The sequence below is a fragment of the Paenibacillus sp. 01T431 genome, from assembly GCF_056398625.1.
Map to the genome: position 1 here is coordinate 1 of NZ_JBFTPT010000018.1, position 25,612 is coordinate 25,612.

A 25,612-nucleotide genomic window follows, 5' to 3' on the forward strand; every position below is an offset into this window, starting at 1 on the left:
CCTAATAGTTCCTCTATTTCCGCATGCCCAGCCCACCACCTCAACCGGTATCACCTGTGCTGTTTCTTAAAATCGACCTAATCCAAGGTGATGAAATCCTGCGAATGAGTGAGTATATGTGAGATAAACCCTTAAAACCGAGGGACGGGAAACGTTAGTTTAATAGCACACTTCGATGGGCAGGTTCTGCGATAGTCTGCTCATTTTATTAAACTAACGGGCAGGATAACGCAAACTAAGAAGAGAAAATTAAGGGAAAGAAAATGTATGAGGAGGACTAGTAAAATCTAACTTCAATTAATGAAAGGGAACATATCAAAAATGGAGAAACGGGTAGTTGATAAATTAGAAGCCTACATCGAAGGACAAGTAAGTGTAGATGGTTTTTGTGGAACGATTCTCGTAGAACAATCAGGTAATCGCTTACTTAGTAAAGGATGGGGATTAGCTAATCGAGAGCATTTAGTACCAAACCAAATTGAGACGAAATTTCGTATAGGATCGGTCAGCAAACAATTTACGGCAGCAGCTGTCTTGTTGCTTCAAGAGCAAGGTAAACTATCAATTAATGATAAGCTAAGTAGGTTTATTAATGACTATCCAAATGGTGACAAAATTACGATTCATCATCTTCTTACACACACTTCAGGGATACCTAATTTCACCAACTTTCCAGAATATAGATCAATGGCTCGCGTTTATTCACCACCTGAATCGACCATAACACATTTTAAGCACTTACCACTGGACTTCAATCCTGGGGAGAGATTTTTTTATAGTAATTCCGGATATATAGTCCTTGCACGAATTATGGAGCTTGTGGCAGGTGAATGCTTTAGTAACTTTCTTGATAAATTAATCTTTAAACCCTTGGGTATGTATAATACTGGGACTGACAATTCTGTTGCTGTCTTGCTTAATCGAGCTTCCGGCTACAAGGTATGGGGAAATTATGTGAATGCTGACTATTTAGAAATGTCTATAATGACGGGGGCAGGGGGGCTGTATTCTACTGTTGAAGATTTGTATTTGTGGGATATTGCATTTTTTTCAGATATGCTACTGTCTGAAAAATCGCGAAACTTAATGATGACACCACAAGTTGTAGTAAATGGAGTTACTAGTTATGGATATGGATTGAATATCTCTAACGAGGTTATACGGAAAAATTCGCTTCAAACTCTTAAAGTTATTGGACTCAGCGGTGCAGTCGATGGTTTTATGACGGAGTATCAAAGATTCATAAATGAGGATTTATTGATCATTGTTATGAGCAACGTACATCCGTCTCAACCGGCAGTCATCATAAAGGATGTGGCTCGTATTGTATGTGGGGAGGAGGTAGCTATACCTCAATCTTCTAAAAATATTATAGTTAATCACTCAACTTATGACTGTTTTACTGGTAAATACTTAAGTAATAACAAAAAATTCACCCCTACAATAACAGTTGAAAATTCAAAATTATATATAGCTTATGAACCATGGTACAAATATGAACTTCGACCCATAGAGGCATCTCAAAATCGTGGTACTAGCCTCTTCAGAACTGTTGGAGCAGCGGGGGAATTAGAGTTTTTTCATGATGAGGTGGGCAGAGTGTTGAAAGGACTATTTCATTTATTTGGTAAAACAATGAATCTGACACCAATTAATACTAATCAAGAATTAAACTAACGGGTACGATAGTTCAATCAATGAAGGGCAGACCAGAATTTGGTCTGCCGCTTTGTCATTTAACAGTTCATTTCATAGGGCTTTTTTCATTGTCTACAATATTGGGGCTTGACCAAACAGGTCAGTGGGCTTTATTTTTATGTGGTGCATAGATGGCAATAACATTCATTCTTCTACTGAATTACTGACCGTGAACGGGTGCTTCTTTAAGCTGTGCAAGTATGATTTCTATCGTATTATCAATAAATGATTGTTCTGGACGTGCTTTCAATATTACCGTTAACCCAATTAAGGATACGATTAGCGACTGCGATAAAGCCTTCGCGTTTACTGAAATTTCGAGCTCACCCGATTGTATACCTCGTTCAATGGTTTCTTGAAATATGACGGACAGGTACATTTGATGTTCTCTTGTGAGAATTTCGAATTTTTCATCATGCGGCGCAAGCTCGACTATCGTATTGATGCTAAAGCATCCACGGTTGCGATTTTCTCCGTATTCCTCAGCAACAACCCCTTCAAAATAATGGCGAAAGGCATCCTTTACAGAGGAATAGCTCTGAAGCTTGGTTCGAACGAGAGCAGCACGCGACATCGTATATTTGCGCAGTGCAGCTTCGAATAATTCTTTTTTGTCACCAAAAGCTGAGTATAGGCTAGGCCGTTGAATACCCATTCTGGAAGTTAAATCGCTTAGTGAGGTAGCCTCATAGCCCTTCTCCCAAAACAGCTGCATAGCTGCATCCAATGCTTTTTCTTCGTCAAATTCGCGGGTTCTTCCCATAGTCAAAACCTCTCGGTACTCTTTATTTTCTAGTGTTTAATCAAATACAATAGTCAATCGTCTATATTTACGTACCAATTGGTATAGTATTATTTTATAATTTGCGATTTGCAATGTCAAATGAAAGATCCGTTAATCACAATATAAACTTGGTTTTTAACCTAAAACCATGTGCAAACATTTTTACGTTGACAGAGATCGTTTTTATGCGCTATATTTACCGAGCAATATAACGTACCGATCGGTATAGAAAAGACGGTTTTTAAAATGAATAAAGAAAAGGTGTGTTTGAAATGGAGGAGCTTAGAGAAAAAGCAGCAGTCTATAACAAGGTAAAGATGAATTCATCACAGGGAACAAATAACGATGGTGATTCGGTCCAGGGTTCCTCCATGTCTCGCTTGGTTACTCTGTTGTTTGCGGTTGCCTGCGGGATGTCTGTTGCGAATATCTATTTCGCACAACCGCTGCTCGATCATCTGTCGATGGCGTTTGACATTGACTATTCAACCATTGGCATTCTGATTACGATCACCCAAATTTTTTATGGATTGGGATTGTTACTGTTGGTACCGCTTGGAGATTTACTGAACCAGCGCCGACTCATTATCGGTCAGATGTTATTTTCCGTGATCGCTCTAGTTATCGTTGGGTTTGCCTCCTCTAGCCTGATGCTTTTCGCAGGTATGGCCTTGGTGGGACTGCTTGCGGTTGTAGCTCAGACGCTTGTAGCATTTGCAACGAGCATAGCTGCCCCTGCCGAAAGAGGACGTGTCGTTGGCGTGGTAACAAGTGGAATTGTTATTGGCATCCTTCTTGCACGAACGATTGCAGGAGTATTAACAGATATAGCGGGTTGGCGTTCCGTATATTTATTTTCTGCAGCATTGATGCTTCTTATGGTTGTTGCATTATTTAAAGTTTTGCCAAATGTGAAGCGGGAAGTGAAATCACTGTCCTATCCTCAGCTGCTTAAGTCGGTGTTTATGATGTTCTTACAAGAGAGGATCCTACGTATCCGGGCAGTTCTGGCTATGCTGATTTTTACGGCTTTCAGTATATTGTGGACTTCATTAGTGCTGCCACTTAGCGCACCGCCATGGTCTCTTTCTCACACTGCCATTGGGGCGTTTGGCCTCGTGGGAGCTGTTGGAGCGTTAGCTGCTGCAAGGGCGGGAAAGCTTGCCGATCAAGGTTATGGACAGAGAACGACGGGCATAGCTTTGATTCTATTGCTCCTATCATGGTTGTTAATCAGCTATACAGATCAGTCGCTATTCGCCTTGGTCATTGGCATTGTTCTTCTTGATTTGGCTGTGCAGGCGGTACATGTCACGAATCAAAGCATGATTTTCGCATTGCATGCGGAGGCTCGCAGCCGGCTTGCAGCGGGATACATGGTTTTTTACTCCATAGGAAGTGCCGTTGGTTCGATCTCATCGACTCTAACCTATGCCCATTACGGCTGGGACGGAGTATGTTTGCTTGGAGCATCGGTTAGTACACTCGCTCTTCTGTTTTGGGCAATGACGAGGCGTACTGCCCCTTCCGCATGAAAATAAATAATATAAACAGGAGAGATTGACCATGGAAATAGGAATAACTTCGTTTGTAGAAACAAAGCCGGATATTCAAACGGGTGCAGTAATAAGTCATGCGCAGCGATTGCGTGAGGTTGTCGAGGAAATTGTCCTTGCCGATCAGGTGGGACTTGATGTATTTGGCGTAGGTGAGCATCATCGGAAGGATTATGCAGCATCTTCACCTGCAGTTGTACTAGCCGCAGCTGCATCACAGACGAAACGGATTCAGCTAACGAGTGCAGTAACGGTACTTTCTTCATCTGACCCGGTACGCGTTTTTCAGGATTTTGCAACGCTCGATGGTATTTCAAATGGGCGTGCGGAAATTATGGCTGGTCGGGGTTCCTTTATCGAATCTTTTCCACTGTTTGGCTATGATTTGAATGACTATGACGAGCTGTTCGAGGAACATTTGGAATTGCTCTTAAAAATACGAGGGTCCGAAAAAGTAACCTGGAAAGGCGGGCATCGGCCTGCCATTCATGATTTAGGCGTATATCCTCGGCCTGTTCAAAATTCGTTGCCGATATGGGTAGGCAGCGGAGGCAATCGGGACTCTGCAATCCGTGCTGGACTGCTCGGCCTGCCATTGATGCTGGCGATCATTGGCGGTAGCCCGATGCAATTTGAACCACTGGTACAGCTTTATAAGAAAGCGGCTGCGCATGCCGGCCATGATGATTCGCGCCTTAAAGTGGGGTCTCATTCCATAGGTTTTGTTGCAGAAAATACAGATCTAGCAGCAGATACTTTTTTTCCTTCCACGCAAGCAGGCATGAATAAACTGGGGAAAGAGCGAGGCTGGGCGCATTATGACCGTTCCAGCTTTGATGCCGCGCGCAGCTTTGAAGGAGCACTTTATGTGGGTGATCCGGAAACCGTTGCCCAAAAAATTATTCATCTTCGGAAAAATGTAGGCGTTACGCGTTTTATGATGTACGTGCCTTTAAGTACTATGCCGCATGATCAAGTGATGAGAGCCATTGAGCTGCTAGGAACAGAGGTTGCGCCACGCGTCCGAGAGGAAATTGCCAAGTGGGAAGCGGAGACGGAAAAAGAATCATAATTCAGCTGTAGCTGGTGTAAGCGTTGCTCCCCTACAAACGGCTATAATAAATCATTACCTTGCTCGCATCCATCCCAAATCTCTATACTAAAGACAAACAGATGACGTGGTGGGCTTCGGCTCCACATCGAAAGGAGGCCTCGGCTATGCAAAGGACGAGTTGGGAAAAGTGGAATGGTCATAATGGTTCTATTTTCTGGTTAACGGGGTTGTCCGGTTCAGGAAAAACGACGCTTGCTTGCGGGGCGGAGAGTGAGCTGCTGAGGCGTGGGATCAGATGCGTCATCATTGACGGCGATCGATTACGGCAAGGCTTGAATCGGGATCTTGGGTTTACGGAAGAGGCACGACTGGAAAATATGCGCCGTGCAATGGAGATTGCGGATATGTTTCTAGAGAAAGGTTTTGTTGTCCTTGTACCGATGATTTCCCCTTATGAATCGTACCGAAAGCAGATTAAGCAGCGGTTTGGTCCGGATGATTTTGCTGAAGTGTATGTGAAATGCTCACTGGAGGAATGCGAACAACGTGATCCCAAGGGCTTGTATCGCAAAGCGAGAGCAGGAGAAATAAAGGATTTTACGGGCATTGATTCCCCTTACGAGACGCCGATACAACCTAATATGATCATAGACACGGAGAAGTTTGGCGAAGCAGATGCTATAAATGCGCTTGTTGCGTACATCGAATCCCGATTGAACAATATCTAGAATAGAGAGGGTGATATATAAATGAGACCGGAAAAAAGTTATACAATATGGTTTTCACAGCGTACAGGGAGTACCCTGCTGAACGAAGCTCTTTCATCAACTGGCGTAGCAGGAAATCCTGCGGAGTGGCTGCTCTTCAATGATCCCAAGACAATGACGGTGGACAAAATGGAGCAGATGTGGCGGGAAGGTACTTCGTCAAATGGTGTTTTTGGCTTGAAAACAAGTATGAATAGCGAATGGATCACTGCATTTCGGAACATCTTTCAATTGCCTGATACGGCGACAAAAGATAGTGTCTGGCGTGCAGCTTTTCCGAATTGCGATAAACATATCTATATGACGAGAAGAAATAAAGTCCGTTTAGCCGTATCTTGGTGGCGGGCCATCGTATCCGGAGAGTGGCATCGGCAGCATGGCCAAAAACCGCAAGAGCATGATATTGCCGATAAGTATAATTTTGATGTAATCAACCATTTATTCATCGAAAGCTCGCTTCGGGAAGCGGCGATGGAGGACTTTTTTACAGAAGAAGGGATCGTTCCACTTACGATCGTTTATGAAGATTTTATTCTCGATTATGAAGGAACAGTGCTGAGGGTGCTGGATTTTCTGAACATTCAGTCCGAGTCGGTGGAGGTTGCTCCTCCAGCTTTCGATAAGTTAGCCGATGATGTGGCAGAGCAGTGGGTGCAGCGTTACCGTCAAGAGCGACAAGCGGGAAACGAAACAAAAGTGTGGTAATCACGATTAATTGATGTCTTAGCTCCTAGTATAGGCGCAAGCATTCGCGGTTTTCCGCTAACGCTCGGATACAAGCAACCGCGATATAGCAAGACGGAGCTGCAGCCGCAGCCCCGATTAAGAATGATTAAGATACCTCTGGAATCTGAGCAATTAACACTTTGACACCTTTGTTCTCAATATCCTCAATGGCATTTATGCTGGCTTCACTATCGGTAATTAATAGATCCATATCGGTAATGGGACCTTCTTTTGCAAAAAAATCGACGCCTAGCTTCTCATGAGGAGCTAGACAAATTCGTTTTCTAGAAATTTCGACCGCCGTTCGTCCTAATGAAGCTACTTCTGGAGAAGAGGTGCTTACCCCGTTTTTGGAAATTCCGCCCCCAGCAACGAAGCACAGATCTAAAGTGAATTGTCTAAGAAACTGATTAGCGAGTGTATCGGAAATGTTTCCGGAACTTTTCACTTTGCCGCCTATCAAATAAACATCAATTTCTTCACGATCCTTCAACGCATCAGCCACTCTGATTGCATTCGTAACTACCGTAAAAGGTACCTCAGGAAGAAACTTTAACATGCCGTAATGGATGCCTGCACTGCCTATAAATACAGTATCCTTTTCTTGTATAAAAGAAGCTGCTAATTTCGATATGGCATCTTGATGCGGTGAAGCCTCTTTATAACGAAGGTCTGGCGGGAGCGGGGCGCTGCGGACTTTAGCAGCTGGTATTGCGCCGCCATGCGTACGTTTGAGCAGCCCTTTCTCCTCCATAATCGATAGATCCCTTCGGATGGAATCAATCGACAATTCAAACATATCCGCTAGTTCCTTGGCGAGTACTCTGCCGTTTTTTTGTAGCAGCTCAATAATCTTGTCACGACGCTCATCGGTAAACATATCGAATCGCCTCCTCTGGATTTTATAACCAGTTACAATTCCATATTATTCTGTTTTATTCAGTTTTGTCAATCGGTTTTATTCATGTTAATTCTGTTTTATTCACGTTTAAGCTGAGAGGCAGCCATTCCTGTTGTTGGCCCACACATTTCAGTCGGAGAGGACCGATTGACGTATGATATATCGCCGATGAATCCTGATAATGTAAAGCTAGTAGGCTGGAAGCATATCAAAGGCCCGCAGAAGGGTGATTTACCGCCAAACTGGGAACATATTTTAAAAAGATAAGGTAAAATTTGAGCTTTATAGATGACTAACTATACCGATAGAGGTGTACTTGCATAGTTTGAAGTAGACCTATTTCAACATTACTAAGAAAAGGAATGTGATTCGAAGTGGAAAGAAGAAAAAGAGCTCGTATAAGCGCAATTCTTCCTACTGTAGATGAACCATTTAATGACTTTAGTCAACCGGTTGATTCTACTTTTGAGCCTGGTTTTGAAAGAGCAGGGTCTATGTTTAGTCGAATTGGCGGTATTGATGGAATCATGTCTATGATGGGAAGAATGCAGCAGTTGTTTGGCTTCGTTCAACAGATCCCTCCTACTTTCAAAGTAGTTGGTTCGTTTTTTGGACCAAAGGCAACCGTCAGCAATCTATCCAGAAAACCAGCAAGAATAAAAAATAAAAAATACGACGCAAAGTCACGGACAGCCGCAACTTCGCGTCGCACTACAAAAAACAGATAGAGTAACGTAGAGCAATCCTTTTATTAAAAGCCATAAAAAAGGTTAATCATAGCGATTTAATCTAATCTCCCATCTAACTTGCGAGTTCGCTTTTTCGCGAGAATAGTTGGGTGTTTTCTTTGATTTAATCCCTGACGCACTGCTAGTGCTTCATTTTGCTCAAATGCTTTGGCTTTAATCTAGCGATGATAGGCAGCGTCAGCAGCAGTACGAAGCTGGAAGTCCCGTACACGAAAATTAAAGAGGTCGCTTCTTTCAGAAACCCTGAGCAAAACGTACCGATTAACATAAATCCGATAAATACAGGAACCATCACACCGTTAACTCGCCCAACGTATTCATCCTGTACGGATTTGATAAATAGCATATTCAGCAGTACTTGCAGCACGGTATAAAATAAACCGACCAGCAGATGGAATGATGCGGTTAACCAAACGTAAGTGGAAAGCGCCTGAACGAGCACTCCCGTCGCCGTTACAATAATAACAACGGTAAATATTTTCCGAGTTTCAAAACGATTGCCAATAGAAGCAGCTATTAATCCCCCAGCTAGCATCCCGACTCCGTATAACATACTGAACCATTGCAAATTCTCTTTCGGCAATTGCAGTCTTTCCGTCAATATAAATACATCAAGTGGTTGAATAAGTCCCCAAGACAGACCATCAATAGCAAACCATACGGCTATAACAACCAATATTCTATTTTGTCGGAGGTAGATCATGCCCTCTTTAATTTCTTTCAGAACAGAGCTGTTTTCTTTTTTCTCTTCACGGGTCTGTTTAGGAAGAAACGAAAGAAAGGAGGCAGAAAGGGCGAATAGGATCAATAAGCTGTATAAGGATACCTTAAGTCCAAAATTAACGTAAATAGCGGTACCGATGACAGGCCCAACAATCATGAAAATCGAGTTCATGCTTTGCGTTAAACCAACAGCTGCTCCAACATGCTGCGGTTCGACATAACGTTTAATGAGCTTAATGGATGATGGCTGAGAGAACTGTGTAATAATAGTTGATACGAAAGTGGCTATATAAATAGCTGGCCAGAAGCCTAGATCCAAAACGCCAATGATGAGCAAAATAGATACGATACTTAATAAGTCAGCTATAATCATCGTTTTTTTGGGATTCCACCGATCAACGAGCGCCCCGCCTACAAGGGCAACAGCAAAGATAGGGAAATATTCGATAACCGTCAGCATCGACACAGCGACCGGGTCATTATTTGATTTTTCCAATACAAAAAAGAGCAAAGCAATATTTCGTATCCATGTACCTATATTTTGCAATAAATCAGAAGCGGTAACTAATAAATAAACGCGATTACTAAATAATGTTTTCATATGGTTTCACCTATTATGTTTCTATAAATTTAATTCCATGACCATTCCGACAACCGGCCCGTCTGCATCAATCTCACCGTTTAAGCGGAATCCAAAATGTTCATATAGCCGTTGAGCACGCGAATTATGTTGATGGAGGCTCAAATAAATGGTTCGGCTTTCATATAAGTGCTGTAAATATTCGAGAAGTATAGGAATAAAGCGCTTGGCATATCCGTTTCCTTGGAATCGGTAATCAATCATAAAGCGGTCAAGCCACACACTCTTGTTCACGTTGTTTTGCCAGCCGTACATCGCATAGCCGACTAAAGTTTCGCCATCATATAATGCAAGGGAAGTTGCGTTTTTCTCAAATAAACATTCGGCTAAAGAAAAGGCGTTGCTTTCGATAAATGGTTGCTGCTCCTTGGACACCGATAATGCGGCTACAGCGCGCCAGTTTTCTGTTGTTACTTCACAAAAATGAAGACTCATTCTGTTCACTCGCTTTCTTTTGCAGTAAATTTCAATACTCATGAAACTATTTTTGTTTTTATAGTTTTCTAGCTGTTTAAAAAAAGAATAAAAGCGTTGGCTTTTATTCTCCCTTTGCAGCTCTAGGCACTAGTCCAAATAGAATAATATCGACAATGGTGGATAAAGCTTCGGAAAGCGTAATATCATTTTTTTGATAAAAGCGTTGATCGAGTGTTGAGTTTGCTGCGTCGATCATTAGCTTCATAATGACTGATATATTTTTGTTCACTATAATGCCTTCGTGAATGCCTTGTTCAATGACGCTGCGCAATGCATCCCAGTCATCGGTCAGCGCATTATCGATTTTTTTCCATTGCTCTGGATAGTAACGCTTCATTTGCTCCAATATCCGTATATCATATAATTCATAATGTTTTGTTAGAAGGGTTACAATACCTCTGATTTTCTCAATAATGGATAAGCTTGCGTCTTGCGTGATCAGAGCTGTTTTCTCATCGAATTCACCTAAAGTTTGCGCAATGAGTGCTTCCAAAATACTTACTTTAGAAGGGAAATGCTCGTACAATGTCCGTTTGCTAATCCCTAGCCGAGAGGCCAAATCGTCCATTGTAAATTTGATTCCTTTATCATGAATCTCTTCGATAAATGCTTTCATAATTCGATCTATCAAGAACAGACCCCCTGAGAGAAAACTTTTAGACTTGAGAAAACTAAAAAAACTATAATAGTTTTATACGACAATATTAACCACTTGCCTTGCTATTGTCAATCGCGAACTGCGCTTTGGAGAGCTGCATTTGATTATTGGAGTTTAAGAGAAAGAGGGAATGTGTTGAACATGTATAAAAAAAGGCCACGATAATCACATGGAGGATACCGTGGCAAAGATGGGTTCAGATGAAGTTAATTAAATCAAAATTGGTTGATTAGATAATGGCAGCGGGGCAGGCTTGCCTATTAAATAACCCTGAGCAAGAGTGATCTGCTGCGTTTTACAGAAATCGAGCTCTTCTTTCCGTTCCACTCCTTCTGCTAAAACCGTAGCACCAAACGATCTCGCACTTCGCACGATGTCTGCAATGAGCTTCTGTTTCTTATCGTTGCTATCGCAGTGGCTTACCAATTCACGATCTATTTTTACAAAATGGGGCTTGAGCTCTTCCAAAACGTCTAACGTAGAAAATCCAGATCCAACATCATCCAGTGCAACTTGAATACCGTGCTCTTTGTATACATTAAAAATGTTTTTTAAATGCAACACATCCGAAATCTTTTCCGTTTCTACGACTTCAAAAACAAAATCCTGCGGGTCCTGCTCATATTGCTCAATCGCCTCAAAGGTATGACTTAAGCAATAATTAGGATTATAAATGGATGAAGGTAAAAAGTTTATGAACCGTTTTGTTCCCTTTTTGAGGTGCATGGCACTGACTTGAATTGCTGAAATACGAGCAGAGCGATCAAGAAAAGAATGCAGGCCAGTTTGCTGTGCAACCTGAAAGAGTTCATAAGGTTGGAAGGCAGGTTGCCCTTCGGCAGGGCGCATGAGAAACTCATAGGCGAAAATGTTTTGGCTATCGATATCCATAATGGGCTGCATAAAACTTGTAAAATGATTATCAGCTATCATATGGACGAGGTGATGGTGATGAATGCGTGCGGCAAATAGGTTGAGAGGGAGACGATTGGGAGTCAAAGCAGAGCTTGTCTCTCCTACGTTCCCAAATTCGATTTGAACAGCTGATTGCTCCTCCGGACTCAATTGCTGCAACAGCTTGTTCAAATACTCCAAAAGCTGTTCTTTGGATGTGTATTGTATCTGTTCGGATTTCTGCGGGGTAACGAGTTTTATCTTACCTTGGTCTTGAATAGGGGGGACAAGCTCACAATTTTGACAACTCATGATGGCACCGCCTAACCCGAAATATGTTAAAAATTTCATGTTAATTATATCAAAATTATCGAATCGTGTCGAAGTTCATGAACAATTTAATCCCACATTGAGTTGTAGGGCCTATAACGTTTATAATAAAACGATAATATTCCAAAAGAAAAGGTGTCATTCATGAGCATATTAAACGTAGAACGACTAAGCCACGGCTTTGGAGATCGCGCGATCTTCAACGACGTATCCTTCCGCCTGCTTAAAGGCGAGCATATTGGACTGATCGGCGCTAACGGCGAGGGCAAGTCCACTTTTATGAACATTATTACAGGTAAGCTGCAGCCTGACGACGGCAAGGTTGAATGGTCGAAGCGCATGCGCGTAGGTTATCTCGATCAGCATGCGGTTCTCAGCAAAGGAATGACGATGCGGGACGTGCTGAAGGGAGCTTTTCAGTACCTGCTCGATATGGAACAAGAAATGAACGATATGTACGGCAGAATGGGCGATGTAACGCCAGAGGAACTCGAGCAAATGCTTGAGGATGTTGGAACGATTCAGGATACGCTGACGAATCAGGATTTCTATTTGATCGATGCGAAAATTGACGAAACGGCTCGTGGTCTTGGCCTTACGGATATTGGTCTTGATAAGGACGTTAATGATTTGAGCGGAGGGCAGCGGACGAAGGTGCTTCTAGCGAAGCTGCTGCTGGAGAAGCCGGACATTCTGCTTCTCGATGAGCCGACGAACTATCTCGATGAGCAGCATATCGAATGGCTGAAGCGTTACTTGCAAGAGTACGAGAATGCATTTATTCTCATTTCACATGATATTCCGTTCCTTAACAGTGTAATTAACCTCATTTATCATATGGAGAATCAAGAGCTGAACCGCTATGTTGGCGACTATGAATACTTCCAACAGGTTCATGAAATGAAAAAGCAGCAGCTTGAATCGGCATATAAGCGTCAGCAGCAGGAAATAGCTGATCTGAAGGACTTCGTAGCACGCAACAAAGCGAGCGTAGCGACGCGGAACATGGCGATGTCGAGACAGAAGAAGCTCGATAAGATGGATGTCATTGAAATTGCGAAGGAAAAGCCGAAGCCGCAGTTCAACTTCAAGGACGGAAGAACCTCCGGCAAGCTCATATTCGAGACGAAGGAGCTTGTTATCGGATATGACAGTCCGTTGTCGAGACCGCTTGATCTTCGTATGGAACGCGGTCAGAAGATTGCTCTCGTAGGGGCGAACGGTATTGGTAAAACGACGCTGCTTCGCAGTATTTTAGGCGAAATTCCAGCTATATCGGGTACGGTACAACGCGGGGAGCATCAGCAAATCGGATATTTCCAACAGGAAATTAAGGATGCAAACTACAATACGTGTATTGAGGAAGTGTGGAAGGAGTTCCCTTCACTCTCCCAATTCGAAGTACGTGCGGCACTCGCGAAATGCGGGCTGACGACCAAGCATATTGAAAGCAAAATTGCGGTGCTTAGCGGCGGCGAGAAGGCGAAGGTTCGCCTTTGCAAGCTGATCAACAGCGAAACAAACCTGTTAGTACTGGATGAGCCGACCAATCACTTGGATGTCGATGCGAAGGACGAGCTGAAACGTGCGCTTAAGGCGTACAAAGGCAGCATTTTGCTTATCTCTCACGAACCAGAATTTTACCGCGATGTTGTAACCGATACATGGAACTGTGAATCTTGGACGACGAAGGTATTTTAAATCGTCTAATATAGTCAGAAATAGGAGACGAGCCTGCAGGCGCGTCTCCTTTTTTGCGTATGGCAGGTGAAACCTTTTCGTTGGTTCATTAAGGCAAGAGTAGACAAGGCTGCATACAGATGCTAGGTTTAAAGCTGATGGATTTGACCTAGGATATTTGGGTAAGGCCAGTTTAATTCTTTTATTACATTAAGCAAAGTAGGTTTAAAAGAATGAATAATAGCGATCAGCCGATTTATCGATTCAGTGAAGCGCCTATTTGGGAGCTGCAGCGCGCTTATTTTGAAGAGCAGGGCATCGAGGCGTGGCAAAATGATGAAGTGCCGCAGTACATTACGAACAATCCTGTGATCGCGTCTGCTTATGCAGAGATCATATTCGGATTTTTACAGGATAGAGCAAGGTTAGGTGGCATATCGGAGGAACCGATTACGATCCTTGAGCTTGGAGCAGGCTCGGGTCGACTAGCCTATCAAGTGCTTACGGCATTATGTGAGCTGATAGATTTTGCAGGTATGGAGCTTCCGCCGTTTCGTTACATCATGAGTGATTTGCCAGTCAAAAATATTGCCTATTGGCAGCAGCATGAACGCTTACAGCCATTTGTCCAGCAAGGCATACTCGATTTCGCTAAGTTTGACGCGGTACGTGATACAGAGCTTCAACTGACGGAATCGGGTGTCACGATAAAGCAGGCAGACCTGAAGGAGCCGCTGCTGCTTGTCGCCAATTATTTTTTTGACAGCATTCCGCAAGAGCTCATTTATGTGGATGAAGGTCATATTTTTGAATGTAAGGTGTCCTTCGCGGTACCTGCTGCTGAGGCGGATGGCATAGATGTATCGGACATGCTGGTGAGCATAGAGCCCGAGTATCATTACCGAAGAGCAGCCGAGTATGAAGAGCAATCGTACCCTTATCGGAATGTGATCGAGCTGTATAAGCAGCAGCTTGAGGATTCGCATATCCTCTTCCCGGAGATTGGGATGGATTGTCTTGAACGGCTTGGACGGTTATCACAAGCGGGATTTGTGCTGCTTACAGCCGATAAAGGCGATCACCGAATGGAGAACTGGGCATTTGCTGAGCCGCCCGAACTGATTCATCACGGCAGCTTTTCGCTCACGGCCAACTATCATGCGATACAGCATGTTTTTGAACAAAAAGGCGCATTGTCCTATTTTACTAACCATCATTATAAAAATTTGAATGTCGGCTGCATCATCATGCTGGAGAAGCCAGCAAGCTATGCAAATACACGCTTAGCTTATCGTCGTTTTGTCGAACGTTTTGGACCGGATGATTACTTTAGCTTGAAGCTATGGTTTGACGAGCATTTGGAATCGCTAGAGATGTACGCCATTTTAGCTTTCTGGCGACTGAGCCGCTACGATGCGCAATTGTTCATTCAAAGCGCTGAGCGCATACAGTCGCTGCTGCCAGATAGCAGCGACGAAGAAGCCGATGATCTTCGGCAGGGCATGCAAATGATGTGGGCGGGCTATTATCCGATGAATGAACAGCACCATTTGGCTTTGGCATGCGGAAGTCTGCTTTATGAGCTGGAGCTGTATGCGGATGCAAGGCTATATTTGGAGCGTTTGATGGAGGCTGGCAAGACGACTGTGGATGCACTCTACAAGCTGGCGATTTGCTGCTATGAAGAGGGCGAAGAGCCAGAAGCATTACAATATGCGCATCAAGTTTTGGCGATGGAGCCAGAGCATGAGGAAGCGAAGTCGTTGTTAACCGCCTTCAAATAGGAGGAGGAGCAGCCTTTTTCAATGTTCCGCGCACGTCGAATTGGTGTAATAAGCACGTATGTGTGCTTACGGACGAGCTACATAGGCTATTTTGAGGCTGTAAGCGCAAATATGTGCTTACAGCCATTTTTCGTTGTTGTGTACACGTCGAATTGGTGTAATAAGCACGTATGTGTGCTTACGTACCAGCTACATAGGGTATTTTGAGGCTGTAAGCGCAAATGTGTGCTTACAGCCATTTTTCGTTGATCCGCACACGTCGAATTGGCGTAATAAGCACGTATGTGTGCTTACGGACGAGCCACATAGGCTATTTTGAGGCTGTAAGCGGAAATGAGTGCTTACAGCCATTTTTCGTTGTACCGCGGACGTCAGATGGATGTAATAATCATATGTGTGCTCAAGGACGAGCAACATATCCTGTTTTATGGCTGGAAGCACATATACGTGCTTCCAGCTTTTTTCGTTGCTGCATATTGGTAGTGGTCATTTCTCTGACTGAGGCTGCATGCGGTAATGCTTTGGGCTGGTGCCATAGAAGGCACTGAAATGGCGTGTAAAAGGATGGATAGAGGCATAACCAAGCTTCTCGGCAATGGCGGTAACGCTCAACTCGCTTTCGAGCAAGAGATGGGAAGCGCGTCTCATGAGCAGCTTGTGATGGTAGGCTTTTGGCGTGAGTCCGGTTTCTCGTAAAAACAAAGCATGAAAGTAGGTTCGCTTCAGCCCGCAAAATTCCCACCATGTCTCGACGGACTCGCGTTTCTCAGGATGAGCATTTAGATGCGTGAGCAAGCGGACGATGCGATAATCGGTAGGCTGGTGCGTATGAATTGTATTGTACCAGTTCAGAATCCAAGCATAGAGCAAGCTGTTCATCATCTCTGTTCGGTAAAATTGCGAATCGTTATACAGCTTAGCGAGCATTAAGAAGGAATCGTACAGCTCTGGATAAGGCTGCAAGGAAAATACGCATGGCAGGCTGTCGAGTTCATCACATGCCATGGAAGGGGCGACGGTATTCAGCTCGAACGGCTCCGGGGCGTAGATGAACGTTCGATTGGCAGAGACGGGATCACTCTGATTCCAGAGATCACAATACAAATTGTAGGAGGACAGCGGATGGTCGGATGAAATATGGAAGGCGTGAGGCTGCTCTGGCCTAAGAAAGATCAGCGTTCGATTGTTGATGGGGTATTTCTTGCCGTCAATCTCCATTTCCCCGGGACCATCTGTAAATAAATGAAAAGCATAAACACTGCAAATGCGCAGCTTCTCATTGGAGCTGCCATCATAAAGGTAATACATGGAATCTCCGACATGAGGCGTGATCTCGTTCAGCTTCTTCAAGCGAACACCCTTTTCTTTGGTATATTCATATAAAATTTAGCGGATGAATTGTCAACTTAATGGATGTCTGATCAAATACACGTTCCTGTATAGATGATACAATAACAAAAATATTAGGGAATGAACAGCAATAGCTGATGTGGATCAATTAACAACATAAATCTTTTCTTTAGCTAGCTTAACTTTTGCATGTACATGGAGGAATGCCTTTGAGATTTAAAGATAAGGTTGTGCTTATAACCGGCGGCGGTTCTGGTATCGGCGAGGAAAGCGCACGGTTGTTCGCGGCAGAAGGCGCACAAGTCGTCATAGCAGATTGGAATGAGCATGAAGGGCAGCGCGTGGCTGATGAAATCAATAAACAACAAGGATTTTTGAAAGGGCTTCCATATAGAAGTGCGCGGGCAATTCAGACGGATGTATCGCGTGAGAGTGCGGTTGAAGCGCTTATGAAAGAAACGGTTCAGACATTCGGCAAGCTCGATGTTCTGTATAACAATGCAGCGGTTATTCTGCCAAAGCCGCTTGAGGAAATCGATGAGCAGTCATTTGACCATGTTCTTGCGGTAAATTTGAAGGGCGTGTATCTGATGATCAAGCATGCGATTCCGCTATTGCGGCAGACCAAAGGCGCGATTGTGAATATGGCTTCGCTGAACGGTCTTATCGGGCAGCGGAATAATCCGATTTATGCTGCTTCCAAAGGAGCGGTTATTGCGCTGACGAAGTCATTGGCGCTCGATTTTGCAGCGGATGGTGTAAGAGTCAACTGTGTGTGTCCGGCCGGTGTGATGACGCCTTTATTGGAAGATTGGCTGAGACAGCAGCCTGATCAAGCAGCAGCGCTGGATGCGCTGAATACGATGCATCCGCTTGGCCGATCGGCAACCTCGGAGGAGATCGCGCAGTCGGTACTGTATTTGGCTTCCCAGCAGGCGTCTTTCATAACGGGTGTAGCTCTTCCGGTTGAGGGTGGGGCTTCGCTAGGCTATTAAACAAAAGGAAGGGAGTACAAACGATGAAAATCACAAAAGTGGAAACATTCGTACTTCATGTGCCCATCGACCCGCCAATAACGGATGCGATTAATGTGGCGACGCATTGGGGACTGTCAGGCGTTCGGATCTTTACAGATGAAGGTTACGTCGGATACGGCTACACAGGAACCTGCGCCCATGGCGATGATATGATCGTCGACACGATTGAACGTTATTACGCTCCGGAGCTGATCGGCAAGGACCCTTTTATGGTAAAGGAGATTTGGGAGACGCTGCGGTATGGCAAAATGCACTGGATCGGACGGGCAGGCATTACGCATATGGCGCTTGCTGCTGTGGATATTGCGTTATGGGACATTATGTCGAAGGCGTCCAACAAGCCGTTATGGCAGTACCTTGGCGGACATAAATCAAAAGGCATTAAAGCCTATAACACGAACGGCGGCTGGTTGAACTGGTCGAAGGAGCGTTTGCTGAAGGATGTCACGGACATTGTCGAGCAGGGGTTTACAGGGGTGAAAATTAAAGTTGGCAAGTCCGATCCACATGAAGATTATGACCGAGTGAAGGCGGTGCGCAAAGCGATTGGCGATCAGGTGATCTTTATGATCGACGTTAATCAGCAATGGAATATTAATACGGCGATGACCTGGGGCAAGAAGCTGGAGGAATTTGATTTATTTTGGCTGGAGGAGCCGCTAAATCCTGATGATATTTTAGGTCACAAGAAGCTGGCTGATGCACTAAATGTTCCGATTGCACTCGGTGAGCATGTGTACTCGAAATATGCGTTCCGTGATTATATTCATCAAGGCGCTATCGAATATTGTCAGGTTGATGTTACGCGGGTAGCGGGTATTACGGAGTGGCTGCAGGTCGCGGGGCTGGCCGCTTCGTACGACATACCAATCTGCCCGCATGTCGGCGATATGGGACAAATTCACCAGCATTTGGTGGCGGCTACGCCGGGGGCAATGATGCTTGAGTATATCCCTTGGATCAGAACGATCTTTGTTGAACCAGCAACCGTCAAGAATGGACAATATGTGCTGCCTGAGCTGCCGGGCGCTTCCACTGAAATCATTCCTAAATATTTTAATGAATTCCGTATTCGATAGATAGCAGGGAAATTGACAATTCAATTGTTACACGAATCTTATAACTAAAGGATGGGGACTGCATGAATCATTCAAAGCTTTGGTATTCAGGGCCAGCAACGGATTGGAAGCAAGGACTGCCGATAGGGAATGGAAGAATAGGCGCGGTCATTCACGGTGGAATAGAAAGCGAAACGTGGAGCATGACAGAAATTACTTACTGGTCGGGTCAAGTGGAGCGCATTCAAGGAAACGGAAACCCGAAAGCCAATCTGGAGCAGATGAGAGAGCAGTTTTTCAAGGGCAATTATAGCGAGGGAGACCGGCTTGCTAAGCAAGGGCTGCAGCCGAAGAAGCAAAACTTTGGCACAAACCTTTCTGTGTGTGATATCAAACTGCGCTTCGAGCAGCAAGGGGAAGATCTGGTACGTGAGTTAAGCTTGGAAAAGGCAATCGTACAAACTTCCTATACAAGCTCTGGCGGCAAAATAACACGTGAGACGTTCGCAACGCATGCCGATGGTATTGTCGTATCGCGCATAAAGAGTGAGCTAAAAGGAGCAATATCCTTCTGGCTGAGCATTCAAGGGAGAACCGGAGATTTTGCAACGACAGCTGCGGATAACGATACAATTGGATTCCGCGGCCAAGCGACGGAAGATGTGCACAGCAACGGAAAATGTGGTGTGTTTTGCGAGGGCAAGGTGAAGGTCGTTGCCGTGGGCGGCATTATCGAAGCTAGTGGTAATGAAATCAAGGTATCGCAAGCGGATGAGGCGTTTATATATTTCGCGGTGAATACGGATTATGGCAGGACGGATGAGAATTGGGCTTCGGAATGCCATGCGCAAATTAACGATGCTATTGCCAAAGGTTATGAGCGACTAAGAGCGGATCATATTGTAGATTATCGCGACTTGTACGCTCGTGTGACCCTTGATTTAGGCGATACGGCGAGTGCGAAGCTGCCAACAGACGAGCGGATGAAGCAGCTTCGGAATGGGCAGCATGATGATCCGGATTTAGTCGCTTTATTTTTCCAATACGGCCGTTATCTAACGATTGCTGGCTCGCGCGAGGATTCGCCGCTGCCGCTGCATTTGCAAGGCGTGTGGAACGATGGCGAAGCGAATCGCATGGCTTGGAGCTGCGACTACCACTTGGATATCAACACGGAAATGAACTATTACCCGACGGAAATAAGCAATTTGGCGGAATGCCATGTGCCTTTGATGAATTATATTGAACGTTTATCTGTCGCAGGCAGGCAAGCGGCTCAGGATTTCTACGGAAGCGAGGGCTGGGTGGCGCATGTGTTCTCGAATGCTTGGGGCTTCTCGGCTCCGGGCTGGGAGACGGGCTGGGGACTGAATGTAACAGGCGGATTATGGATTGCGATGCATTTGAAGGAGCATTATGAGTATGGGCTGGACCGCGATTTCCTAATGAAGCAGGCGTATCCCGTAATGAAGGAATCGGCGGTCTTTTTCCTCGATTATATGACTGTGCACCCTACTTATGGCTGGCTCGTAACCGGACCATCCAATTCGCCTGAGAACAGCTTTTATCCGAGCGGCAGTAAGGATGAAGCTCAACAGCTGTCGATGGGCTCGACGATGGACCAGCAGCTGATATGGGATTTGTTCACTTTTTGCCTAGCGTCGGCGAAGCTGCTGCAAATGGATTCTGAGTTCCAAGAGAAGCTGGAGCAAGCGTTATTGCTGATGCCGCCTCTCATGATCGGAAAAAAAGGACAGCTGCAGGAGTGGCTCGAGGATTATGAGGAGGCGCAGCCGGAGCATCGCCACCTTGCTCATCTATTTGGCTTATACCCGAGCAATCAAATAACGCCGCGGAAGACGCCAGAGCTGAGTGCTGCTGCTAAGCAAACGTTGATTGGCCGGATGCAGACCGATGAGCTGGAGGATATTGAATTTACAGCGGTACTGTTCGCCACCGGCTTCTCCAGATTGTACGAAGGAGATCGTGCGCTAAAGCATATCACTCATTTAATTGGAGAGCTGTGCTTCGATAATATGCTGACCTATTCCAAGGCGGGTGTAGCCGGAGCGGAGACGAATATTTTTGTCATCGACGGCAATTATGGCGGAACCGCGGCGGTAGCGGATCTGCTCCTTCAGAGCCAGCCGGGCGAAATTCACTTGCTTCCAGCGCTTCCGGCTGTCTGGAACAAAGGATCATACAAAGGACTGCGTGCCAAAGGAAATGTAGAGGTTGACGTCTCATGGGAAAATGGCGTGCTGACTGAAGCAACGATTCAAGCTTACTCTGCAGGGGAAACGGTCGTAAGATTCGGTGAGCAAGAAGTGCAAGTCTCTTTGATGCCTGGCCGCGTCTATCGATTCGATAAAGACTTGAAAGCTCTAGTACAGCAAGAAGCTTAAGCGGAAAGTGCCTAGTTAGTGAATAAGACAACTACTTGTTTTTAATAGTAGTTGTCTTTTCGCGTCAGTAAGTTATTATAAATGAGCGAAGCTCTTTCGTTGCTTCTAGGCTTCTGTACTGCCTATGTTATGAAAGCGCTAACAATCAAGGGAGGTGGGTTGACCGTGCCAAAGTATTCAACCATTTTTCGTAAATTTCTCATATCATATCTTATTATTTTGGTCATTCCAAGCATAGCGGGTTACGTTTCCTATCGTACTTCAATCTCGGTGACACAATCCATTTCCATTGAGAATAGCGTCACATTGCTGCAGCGGAGCCAGGATATTTTGGAGAGAAGGATGGTTGAGGTTGAGGGCTTCACAAGGCAGCTCGCTTTGAATCCTGATTTAAATAAATTAATGAATGAGCAGAAAAAAGGCGACATCGTCAACGTTTATGGCATTTGGAGCATGGTGAGACAGGTAACGCCGTTTAGCCAGACAAATGATTTTTTGCAAAACTATTTTATCTACTTAAATAACTATGATGTGATCTTTACACAGGGCTCCGCCTATTTCCGTCCAGAACATTATTATCAAAACTTTCATTATAACGATCTTACGCTCGCGGAATGGAAGGAAACAGTACTGGACAAAACTCATCGAAGTGAAATTATGCCTCTCAGCTCCTTTACTAGCAATGCCAAACAATCCTCCGTCGTTACGTATATGCAGTCGCTCCCTTTGGACAGCTTTAGCGGTTCATCACCTGCCACTGTGGTCGTCATGATTGATGAAGAAAACATATCTAGCCTGCTCGCGGGAGTAGAGGATCGTTACGGCGGCTGGGCTCATATTAGCGATGCGCAAGGGAATACAGTTGGACTGCGCGGAATAAGCGAGGAAAATGCCAAGCTGCTGTCTTCGGATTCACGCCTCATCCAAGACAAAGTTAGCCAATTTTATAATAACGATCTCGTCATTACGATTCATTCTGAAAAAAATGGTTGGACCTATCGAGCGGGAATTCCAAAGCAGGTGCTGATGGAAAACGCAAATCAAATTAAACATATTACTTGGCTAGTGACAGGTATCGCTTTACTTCTCGGCCTGCTGGCTGGTCTGCTCCTGTCCTACCGAAACAGCGCACCAATGAATAGGCTGCTTACGGTAATGAAGGAGCAGTTTGGCAAGGATGGCATTACGGGCCGAAACGAATATGATTTTTTGCAGGGTAACATATCGAGCATCATTACGAGCAATCGCCACCTGGAGACGGAATTAAAACGTCAGCTTCCTTTAGTTAGAGATGGTTTCTTGAAACGGTTAATTGCTGGGGAGTTTCACACCACTGAGGAAATTACGGCAGCGGCTGTACAGGCGGATACGAGGTTTGATACGAATGAGGGATATGTCGGTATTTTGCAGATTAATGGATACTCCGGCATGGACAACGTAGAAATACTGAACGAGCTGTATGCAGCAAGACTCATTTTGAAAAAGGCGTTAATCGATCTGGACAGCCAGCTGCATATGACGGACCTTGGCTCGGATCGAATTGTGACGATTATAACGTCCATGGAAGGGGAGTATGGAGTCGAAGCAGCTAAGCTGCGAATGAGTCATATTCTTGAGAAGCTGTCCGATATCGCCTATAGGGAGTATAAGATTTCGGTCACTGCAGCATTCGGAGATGCATTCACGACTATTCTTGACGTTAGCCATTCCTATGAGCAAGCGAAACAAACGATCGAGTATGCCGAGTTTAACAGCAAAAAGAGCTTCGTATGGTTTACGGACTCTAGGCTTGAAACAGCGACATATTATTATCCAATGGACATTGAGCAGCGCTTGATTAGCACCATTCGTGCGGGAGATTCGGATGAGGCAAGGCGGATGGTTCATTCGGTTATGAATATTAATATGGAAAATAAGCAGCTTTCTATCGAGATGAAGCAGCAGCTGATCGGCGAGCTGAAGGGTACGCTGCTTAAGCTGCTGGACCAGAAAACATTCATGGAATCCGATTTGCTGCATGCGTTGAAAAATCAAATCATCGGCATTCAAGCTTCTAATCCAATGGCGGCTATACAGGAGGAGATCATCGAAATTGTAGAAGCATTATGCAGCGTCATCAACAGCAAAAAAAATCATGTTCATATTCAAACCGTTGAGGAAATTAAACAGTTTATTGCTGAGGCTTATGGCGACTCCGAGATGACCTTATACCGTATCGCAGAGCGGGTGGAGCGGCCGGAGAAATATATTTCGCAATTGTTCAAAGAGGTTACGGATATTAATGTCTCTGACTATTTGGAGATGATTCGTATAGAGCAGGCTTCCTCCTTATTACGGACGAACGCTTATACTGTTGATGAAATCGCTGCTCGCGTCGGGTACAACAGCTCTCATTCGTTCCGAAGAGCCTTTAAGCGAGTCATGGGCGTTGCGCCAAGCTCATATCGACAATCGATCGAAGTGTAAGCGTTCAGCGCAGTTACCGATAAGGAGAGGGTTTGAATGAAGAAAAGAATCGCAGGCCTATCTGCGCTTATACTTCTTGTAGTTTTACTGCTTGCCGCGTGCTCGCAAAGCAATGAGCCAGCTCATACGGATGCAGCTTCGCTTGCTTCCATAGACAAGCCGGTCGAGATTAATGTTTTCGCCCAGCAGGATACCAGCATCGATTTAAAAACAAATGATTTTACGATGCTGCTTGAACATAAATTTAATGTCAAATTTAATTGGGACATTATTTCGATGGACGGCGCGAAGGAGAAACGGCAAATTTCACTTGCAAGCGGCGATTTTCCTGATGCTTATATTTTAACGGCCTACATTGACCAGTTCACACAATCCGACTTGTTGAAGTATGGCAAGCAAAGCGTATTTCTGCCGTTAAATGAGCTCATAGAGCAATATGCGCCGAACATTAAAGCCGCGATGGAGAAAGATCCGAAGCTTAAAGCTTTGAATACGGCTCCTGATGGCAATATTTATGGGCTTGTTGCTTATAGTGAATGCTTCCACTGCTCCTATCCAAACAAAATGTGGGTAAACACGAAGTGGCTTCAGCGATTAGGGCTTGATATGCCCAAAACGACAGACGAATTCAAAGAGATGCTGAGAGCGTTCAAGCAAAACGACCCGAACGGAAATGGTTTATTGGATGAAGTTCCGCTGAGCGGCTCGACGGAAGATTTTGGCGTTCATATTGTTCCTTATTTGATGAATGGCTTCATTTATGATGACGACCGCAATTATTTGTATATGAATAATGGGAAGGTGGATACAGCGGCCAATAAGCCGCAATGGAAGGAAGGGATTGCTTATATTAAGTCACTTTATGACGAGGGCTTAATTGATCCGGGAGCCTTTATTCAAAATGCTGAGGCGCTAAAAAAAGCTGGAGACAATGCAAATGCTGACATTCTCGGCGCAGCTGCAGCCATGCATCCTGCTATCTTCGTGAGTGAGCGAACGAAGGATTATGCACCGCTGCCGCCGCTTGCGGGGCCGTATGCTTCCTATGCTACCTTTGCCAGCGGAGGAATATCACCGGGTGCTAAATTTGTCATTACGAATAAGGCGAGCAAGGAAGCGCAAATTGCCTTAATTCGAATGGTTGACTACATGTACACGCCGGAAGGACAAACGCTAGCGCAGTCAGGTCTTGAAGGCGTAGGCTGGCGAAAGCCGGTAGCTGGTGAGGTGGCGCTTGGTGAAGGGCTGGAGCCCAAATTTGCGACACTGATCCCTATCGAAAGCACTGAGCAAAAGAACACCGGCTGGAGCGGGATGGCGCATTTCTACATGCCAAGAGATTATCGAGACAGCTGGGTCGCAAGCAAAGACATATACGCGCCCGACGGCTATGAGCGAAGGCTTATTGAAGCGACACTGTTGTATGAGGGACATGAGCCTGACGAAATGTTTCCGGTGTGGAACATTTGGCTTGATTCGGCACAAGCAGATGAAGTGGGGATGCTGAGCACAAACTTGATGAATTACATCGATCAAAGCATGCTTCAATTTATTACCGGCAACTTGGATTTGGATAGGGATTGGGATACCTACGTGAGCGGACTGGAGAATATGCAGGTCGATCGTTTTATTGAAATCATGCAAAAAGCATATGACCAAAACAAACCTATGCACTAGAAATGCATAAGAAAGAACCCGACTGCCCGAGCAGTCGGGTTTTTTTGGCGTTTCTAAGCAGCAATCCTGAAAATTGTACGCCGCTGCGGCGATTTGCCCCCTGAAAACAGGGGTTATTGTACGTTAAAAGACGCAAATGTACCTGTTTGGATAATGTGGATTTCTACTATGATCATCGTATAGAAAGCGCTGTCATTT

The 25,612-nt window shown here is 44.8% G+C and carries 20 protein-coding genes; 13 read left to right on the forward strand and 7 right to left on the reverse strand.

What is annotated here, in order from left to right; translation table 11 throughout:
- Window positions 1-300: 300 nt before the first annotated feature.
- A complete protein-coding gene (locus tag AC1DM9_RS27375) occupies window positions 301-1,677 on the forward strand; it encodes a serine hydrolase domain-containing protein (RefSeq protein ID WP_477583230.1) in 1,377 nt (458 codons plus the stop codon).
- A 181-nt stretch (window positions 1,678-1,858) separates the two neighbouring features.
- Here AC1DM9_RS27375 and AC1DM9_RS27380 read toward each other — a convergent pair whose 3' ends face one another.
- The gene (locus tag AC1DM9_RS27380) at window positions 1,859-2,461 is read right to left on the reverse strand and encodes a TetR/AcrR family transcriptional regulator (RefSeq protein WP_477583232.1); all 603 of its coding nucleotides are present in this window, start codon (window positions 2,459-2,461) and stop codon (window positions 1,859-1,861) included.
- Window positions 2,462-2,799: 338 nt separating this feature from the next.
- On the opposite strand from AC1DM9_RS27380, the gene AC1DM9_RS27385 reads away from it, so the two are divergent.
- The 4 genes from AC1DM9_RS27385 to AC1DM9_RS27400 all read left to right on the forward strand — a co-directional run bounded on the left by AC1DM9_RS27385 (window position 2,800) and on the right by AC1DM9_RS27400 (window position 6,564).
- Entirely contained in the window at window positions 2,800-4,017 is a 1,218-nt protein-coding gene (locus AC1DM9_RS27385) for an MFS transporter (RefSeq protein ID WP_477583341.1), read from the forward strand.
- Between the two features lie 31 nt (window positions 4,018-4,048).
- Window positions 4,049-5,110, forward strand: coding sequence for an LLM class flavin-dependent oxidoreductase (locus AC1DM9_RS27390; protein WP_477509978.1), 1,062 nt, complete (start codon window positions 4,049-4,051; stop codon window positions 5,108-5,110).
- A 146-nt stretch (window positions 5,111-5,256) separates the two neighbouring features.
- Window positions 5,257-5,820, forward strand: coding sequence for an adenylyl-sulfate kinase (gene cysC, locus AC1DM9_RS27395; protein ID WP_477583234.1), 564 nt, complete (start codon window positions 5,257-5,259; stop codon window positions 5,818-5,820).
- Between the two features lie 21 nt (window positions 5,821-5,841).
- Window positions 5,842-6,564 carry a Stf0 family sulfotransferase gene (locus AC1DM9_RS27400; protein ID WP_477583236.1) on the forward strand — a complete coding sequence of 241 codons (723 nt, stop codon included), beginning with the start codon at window positions 5,842-5,844 and terminating at the stop codon, window positions 6,562-6,564.
- A 127-nt stretch (window positions 6,565-6,691) separates the two neighbouring features.
- Here AC1DM9_RS27400 and AC1DM9_RS27405 read toward each other — a convergent pair whose 3' ends face one another.
- Entirely contained in the window at window positions 6,692-7,465 is a 774-nt protein-coding gene (locus AC1DM9_RS27405) for a DeoR/GlpR family DNA-binding transcription regulator (RefSeq protein ID WP_477583238.1), read from the reverse strand.
- Between the two features lie 395 nt (window positions 7,466-7,860).
- On the opposite strand from AC1DM9_RS27405, the gene AC1DM9_RS27410 reads away from it, so the two are divergent.
- Window positions 7,861-8,214, forward strand: a complete 354-nt coding sequence (locus AC1DM9_RS27410; protein WP_076270337.1) for a hypothetical protein — start codon at window positions 7,861-7,863, stop codon at window positions 8,212-8,214.
- A 142-nt stretch (window positions 8,215-8,356) separates the two neighbouring features.
- Here AC1DM9_RS27410 and AC1DM9_RS27415 read toward each other — a convergent pair whose 3' ends face one another.
- The 4 genes from AC1DM9_RS27415 to AC1DM9_RS27430 all read right to left on the reverse strand — a co-directional run bounded on the left by AC1DM9_RS27415 (window position 8,357) and on the right by AC1DM9_RS27430 (window position 11,978).
- A complete protein-coding gene (locus tag AC1DM9_RS27415) occupies window positions 8,357-9,559 on the reverse strand; it encodes an MFS transporter (RefSeq protein ID WP_477551766.1) in 1,203 nt (400 codons plus the stop codon).
- A gap of 21 nt (window positions 9,560-9,580) precedes the next feature.
- A complete protein-coding gene (locus AC1DM9_RS27420; RefSeq protein WP_477583240.1) occupies window positions 9,581-10,033 on the reverse strand; it encodes a GNAT family N-acetyltransferase in 453 nt (150 codons plus the stop codon).
- Window positions 10,034-10,136: 103 nt separating this feature from the next.
- The gene (locus AC1DM9_RS27425; protein WP_477583343.1) at window positions 10,137-10,691 is read right to left on the reverse strand and encodes a TetR/AcrR family transcriptional regulator; all 555 of its coding nucleotides are present in this window, start codon (window positions 10,689-10,691) and stop codon (window positions 10,137-10,139) included.
- A gap of 252 nt (window positions 10,692-10,943) precedes the next feature.
- Complete coding sequence (locus tag AC1DM9_RS27430) at window positions 10,944-11,978, reverse strand: EAL domain-containing protein (protein WP_441885524.1); 1,035 nt, start codon at window positions 11,976-11,978, stop codon at window positions 10,944-10,946.
- Window positions 11,979-12,101: 123 nt separating this feature from the next.
- On the opposite strand from AC1DM9_RS27430, the gene AC1DM9_RS27435 reads away from it, so the two are divergent.
- Both AC1DM9_RS27435 and AC1DM9_RS27440 read left to right on the forward strand, forming a co-directional pair.
- A complete protein-coding gene (locus AC1DM9_RS27435; RefSeq protein WP_441885522.1) occupies window positions 12,102-13,658 on the forward strand; it encodes an ABC-F family ATP-binding cassette domain-containing protein in 1,557 nt (518 codons plus the stop codon).
- A gap of 212 nt (window positions 13,659-13,870) precedes the next feature.
- Entirely contained in the window at window positions 13,871-15,421 is a 1,551-nt protein-coding gene (locus tag AC1DM9_RS27440) for an SAM-dependent methyltransferase (protein WP_477583242.1), read from the forward strand.
- Between the two features lie 486 nt (window positions 15,422-15,907).
- On the opposite strand, the gene AC1DM9_RS27445 is transcribed toward AC1DM9_RS27440, so the two are convergent.
- A complete protein-coding gene (locus AC1DM9_RS27445; protein ID WP_339205222.1) occupies window positions 15,908-16,771 on the reverse strand; it encodes an AraC family transcriptional regulator in 864 nt (287 codons plus the stop codon).
- Window positions 16,772-16,974: 203 nt separating this feature from the next.
- On the opposite strand from AC1DM9_RS27445, the gene AC1DM9_RS27450 reads away from it, so the two are divergent.
- The 5 genes from AC1DM9_RS27450 to AC1DM9_RS27470 all read left to right on the forward strand — a co-directional run bounded on the left by AC1DM9_RS27450 (window position 16,975) and on the right by AC1DM9_RS27470 (window position 25,414).
- On the forward strand, window positions 16,975-17,766 hold the full coding sequence (locus tag AC1DM9_RS27450; RefSeq protein WP_477509985.1) for an SDR family NAD(P)-dependent oxidoreductase: 792 nt from the start codon (window positions 16,975-16,977) through the stop codon (window positions 17,764-17,766).
- Window positions 17,767-17,789: 23 nt separating this feature from the next.
- Window positions 17,790-18,887, forward strand: a complete 1,098-nt coding sequence (locus AC1DM9_RS27455) for a mandelate racemase/muconate lactonizing enzyme family protein (protein ID WP_441885514.1) — start codon at window positions 17,790-17,792, stop codon at window positions 18,885-18,887.
- Between the two features lie 62 nt (window positions 18,888-18,949).
- Window positions 18,950-21,271 carry a glycoside hydrolase family 95 protein gene (locus tag AC1DM9_RS27460; protein WP_477583245.1) on the forward strand — a complete coding sequence of 774 codons (2,322 nt, stop codon included), beginning with the start codon at window positions 18,950-18,952 and terminating at the stop codon, window positions 21,269-21,271.
- A 165-nt stretch (window positions 21,272-21,436) separates the two neighbouring features.
- Complete coding sequence (locus AC1DM9_RS27465) at window positions 21,437-23,737, forward strand: AraC family transcriptional regulator (protein ID WP_477583247.1); 2,301 nt, start codon at window positions 21,437-21,439, stop codon at window positions 23,735-23,737.
- A 36-nt stretch (window positions 23,738-23,773) separates the two neighbouring features.
- Window positions 23,774-25,414 (forward strand): extracellular solute-binding protein, encoded by a 1,641-nt coding sequence (locus AC1DM9_RS27470; protein WP_477583249.1) that lies wholly within the window; start codon window positions 23,774-23,776, stop codon window positions 25,412-25,414.
- Window positions 25,415-25,612: the final 198 nt, after the last annotated feature.

Bases quoted from the DNA above. Each gene is read 5' to 3' on its own strand.
- AC1DM9_RS27375 (WP_477583230.1), top strand. From the start codon at position 301: ATGAAAGGGAACATATCAAAAATGGAGAAACGGGTAGTTGATAAATTA.
- AC1DM9_RS27380 (WP_477583232.1), bottom strand. From the start codon at position 2,461: ATGGGAAGAACCCGCGAATTTGACGAAGAAAAAGCATTGGATGCAGCT.
- AC1DM9_RS27385 (WP_477583341.1), top strand. From the start codon at position 2,800: ATGAATTCATCACAGGGAACAAATAACGATGGTGATTCGGTCCAGGGT.
- AC1DM9_RS27390 (WP_477509978.1), top strand. From the start codon at position 4,049: ATGGAAATAGGAATAACTTCGTTTGTAGAAACAAAGCCGGATATTCAA.
- cysC (WP_477583234.1), top strand. From the start codon at position 5,257: ATGCAAAGGACGAGTTGGGAAAAGTGGAATGGTCATAATGGTTCTATT.
- AC1DM9_RS27400 (WP_477583236.1), top strand. From the start codon at position 5,842: ATGAGACCGGAAAAAAGTTATACAATATGGTTTTCACAGCGTACAGGG.
- AC1DM9_RS27405 (WP_477583238.1), bottom strand. From the start codon at position 7,465: ATGTTTACCGATGAGCGTCGTGACAAGATTATTGAGCTGCTACAAAAA.
- AC1DM9_RS27415 (WP_477551766.1), bottom strand. From the start codon at position 9,559: ATGAAAACATTATTTAGTAATCGCGTTTATTTATTAGTTACCGCTTCT.
- AC1DM9_RS27420 (WP_477583240.1), bottom strand. From the start codon at position 10,033: ATGAGTCTTCATTTTTGTGAAGTAACAACAGAAAACTGGCGCGCTGTA.
- AC1DM9_RS27425 (WP_477583343.1), bottom strand. From the start codon at position 10,691: ATGAAAGCATTTATCGAAGAGATTCATGATAAAGGAATCAAATTTACA.
- AC1DM9_RS27430 (WP_441885524.1), bottom strand. From the start codon at position 11,978: ATGAAATTTTTAACATATTTCGGGTTAGGCGGTGCCATCATGAGTTGT.
- AC1DM9_RS27435 (WP_441885522.1), top strand. From the start codon at position 12,102: ATGAGCATATTAAACGTAGAACGACTAAGCCACGGCTTTGGAGATCGC.
- AC1DM9_RS27440 (WP_477583242.1), top strand. From the start codon at position 13,871: ATGAATAATAGCGATCAGCCGATTTATCGATTCAGTGAAGCGCCTATT.
- AC1DM9_RS27450 (WP_477509985.1), top strand. From the start codon at position 16,975: ATGCCTTTGAGATTTAAAGATAAGGTTGTGCTTATAACCGGCGGCGGT.
- AC1DM9_RS27455 (WP_441885514.1), top strand. From the start codon at position 17,790: ATGAAAATCACAAAAGTGGAAACATTCGTACTTCATGTGCCCATCGAC.
- AC1DM9_RS27460 (WP_477583245.1), top strand. From the start codon at position 18,950: ATGAATCATTCAAAGCTTTGGTATTCAGGGCCAGCAACGGATTGGAAG.
- AC1DM9_RS27470 (WP_477583249.1), top strand. From the start codon at position 23,774: ATGAAGAAAAGAATCGCAGGCCTATCTGCGCTTATACTTCTTGTAGTT.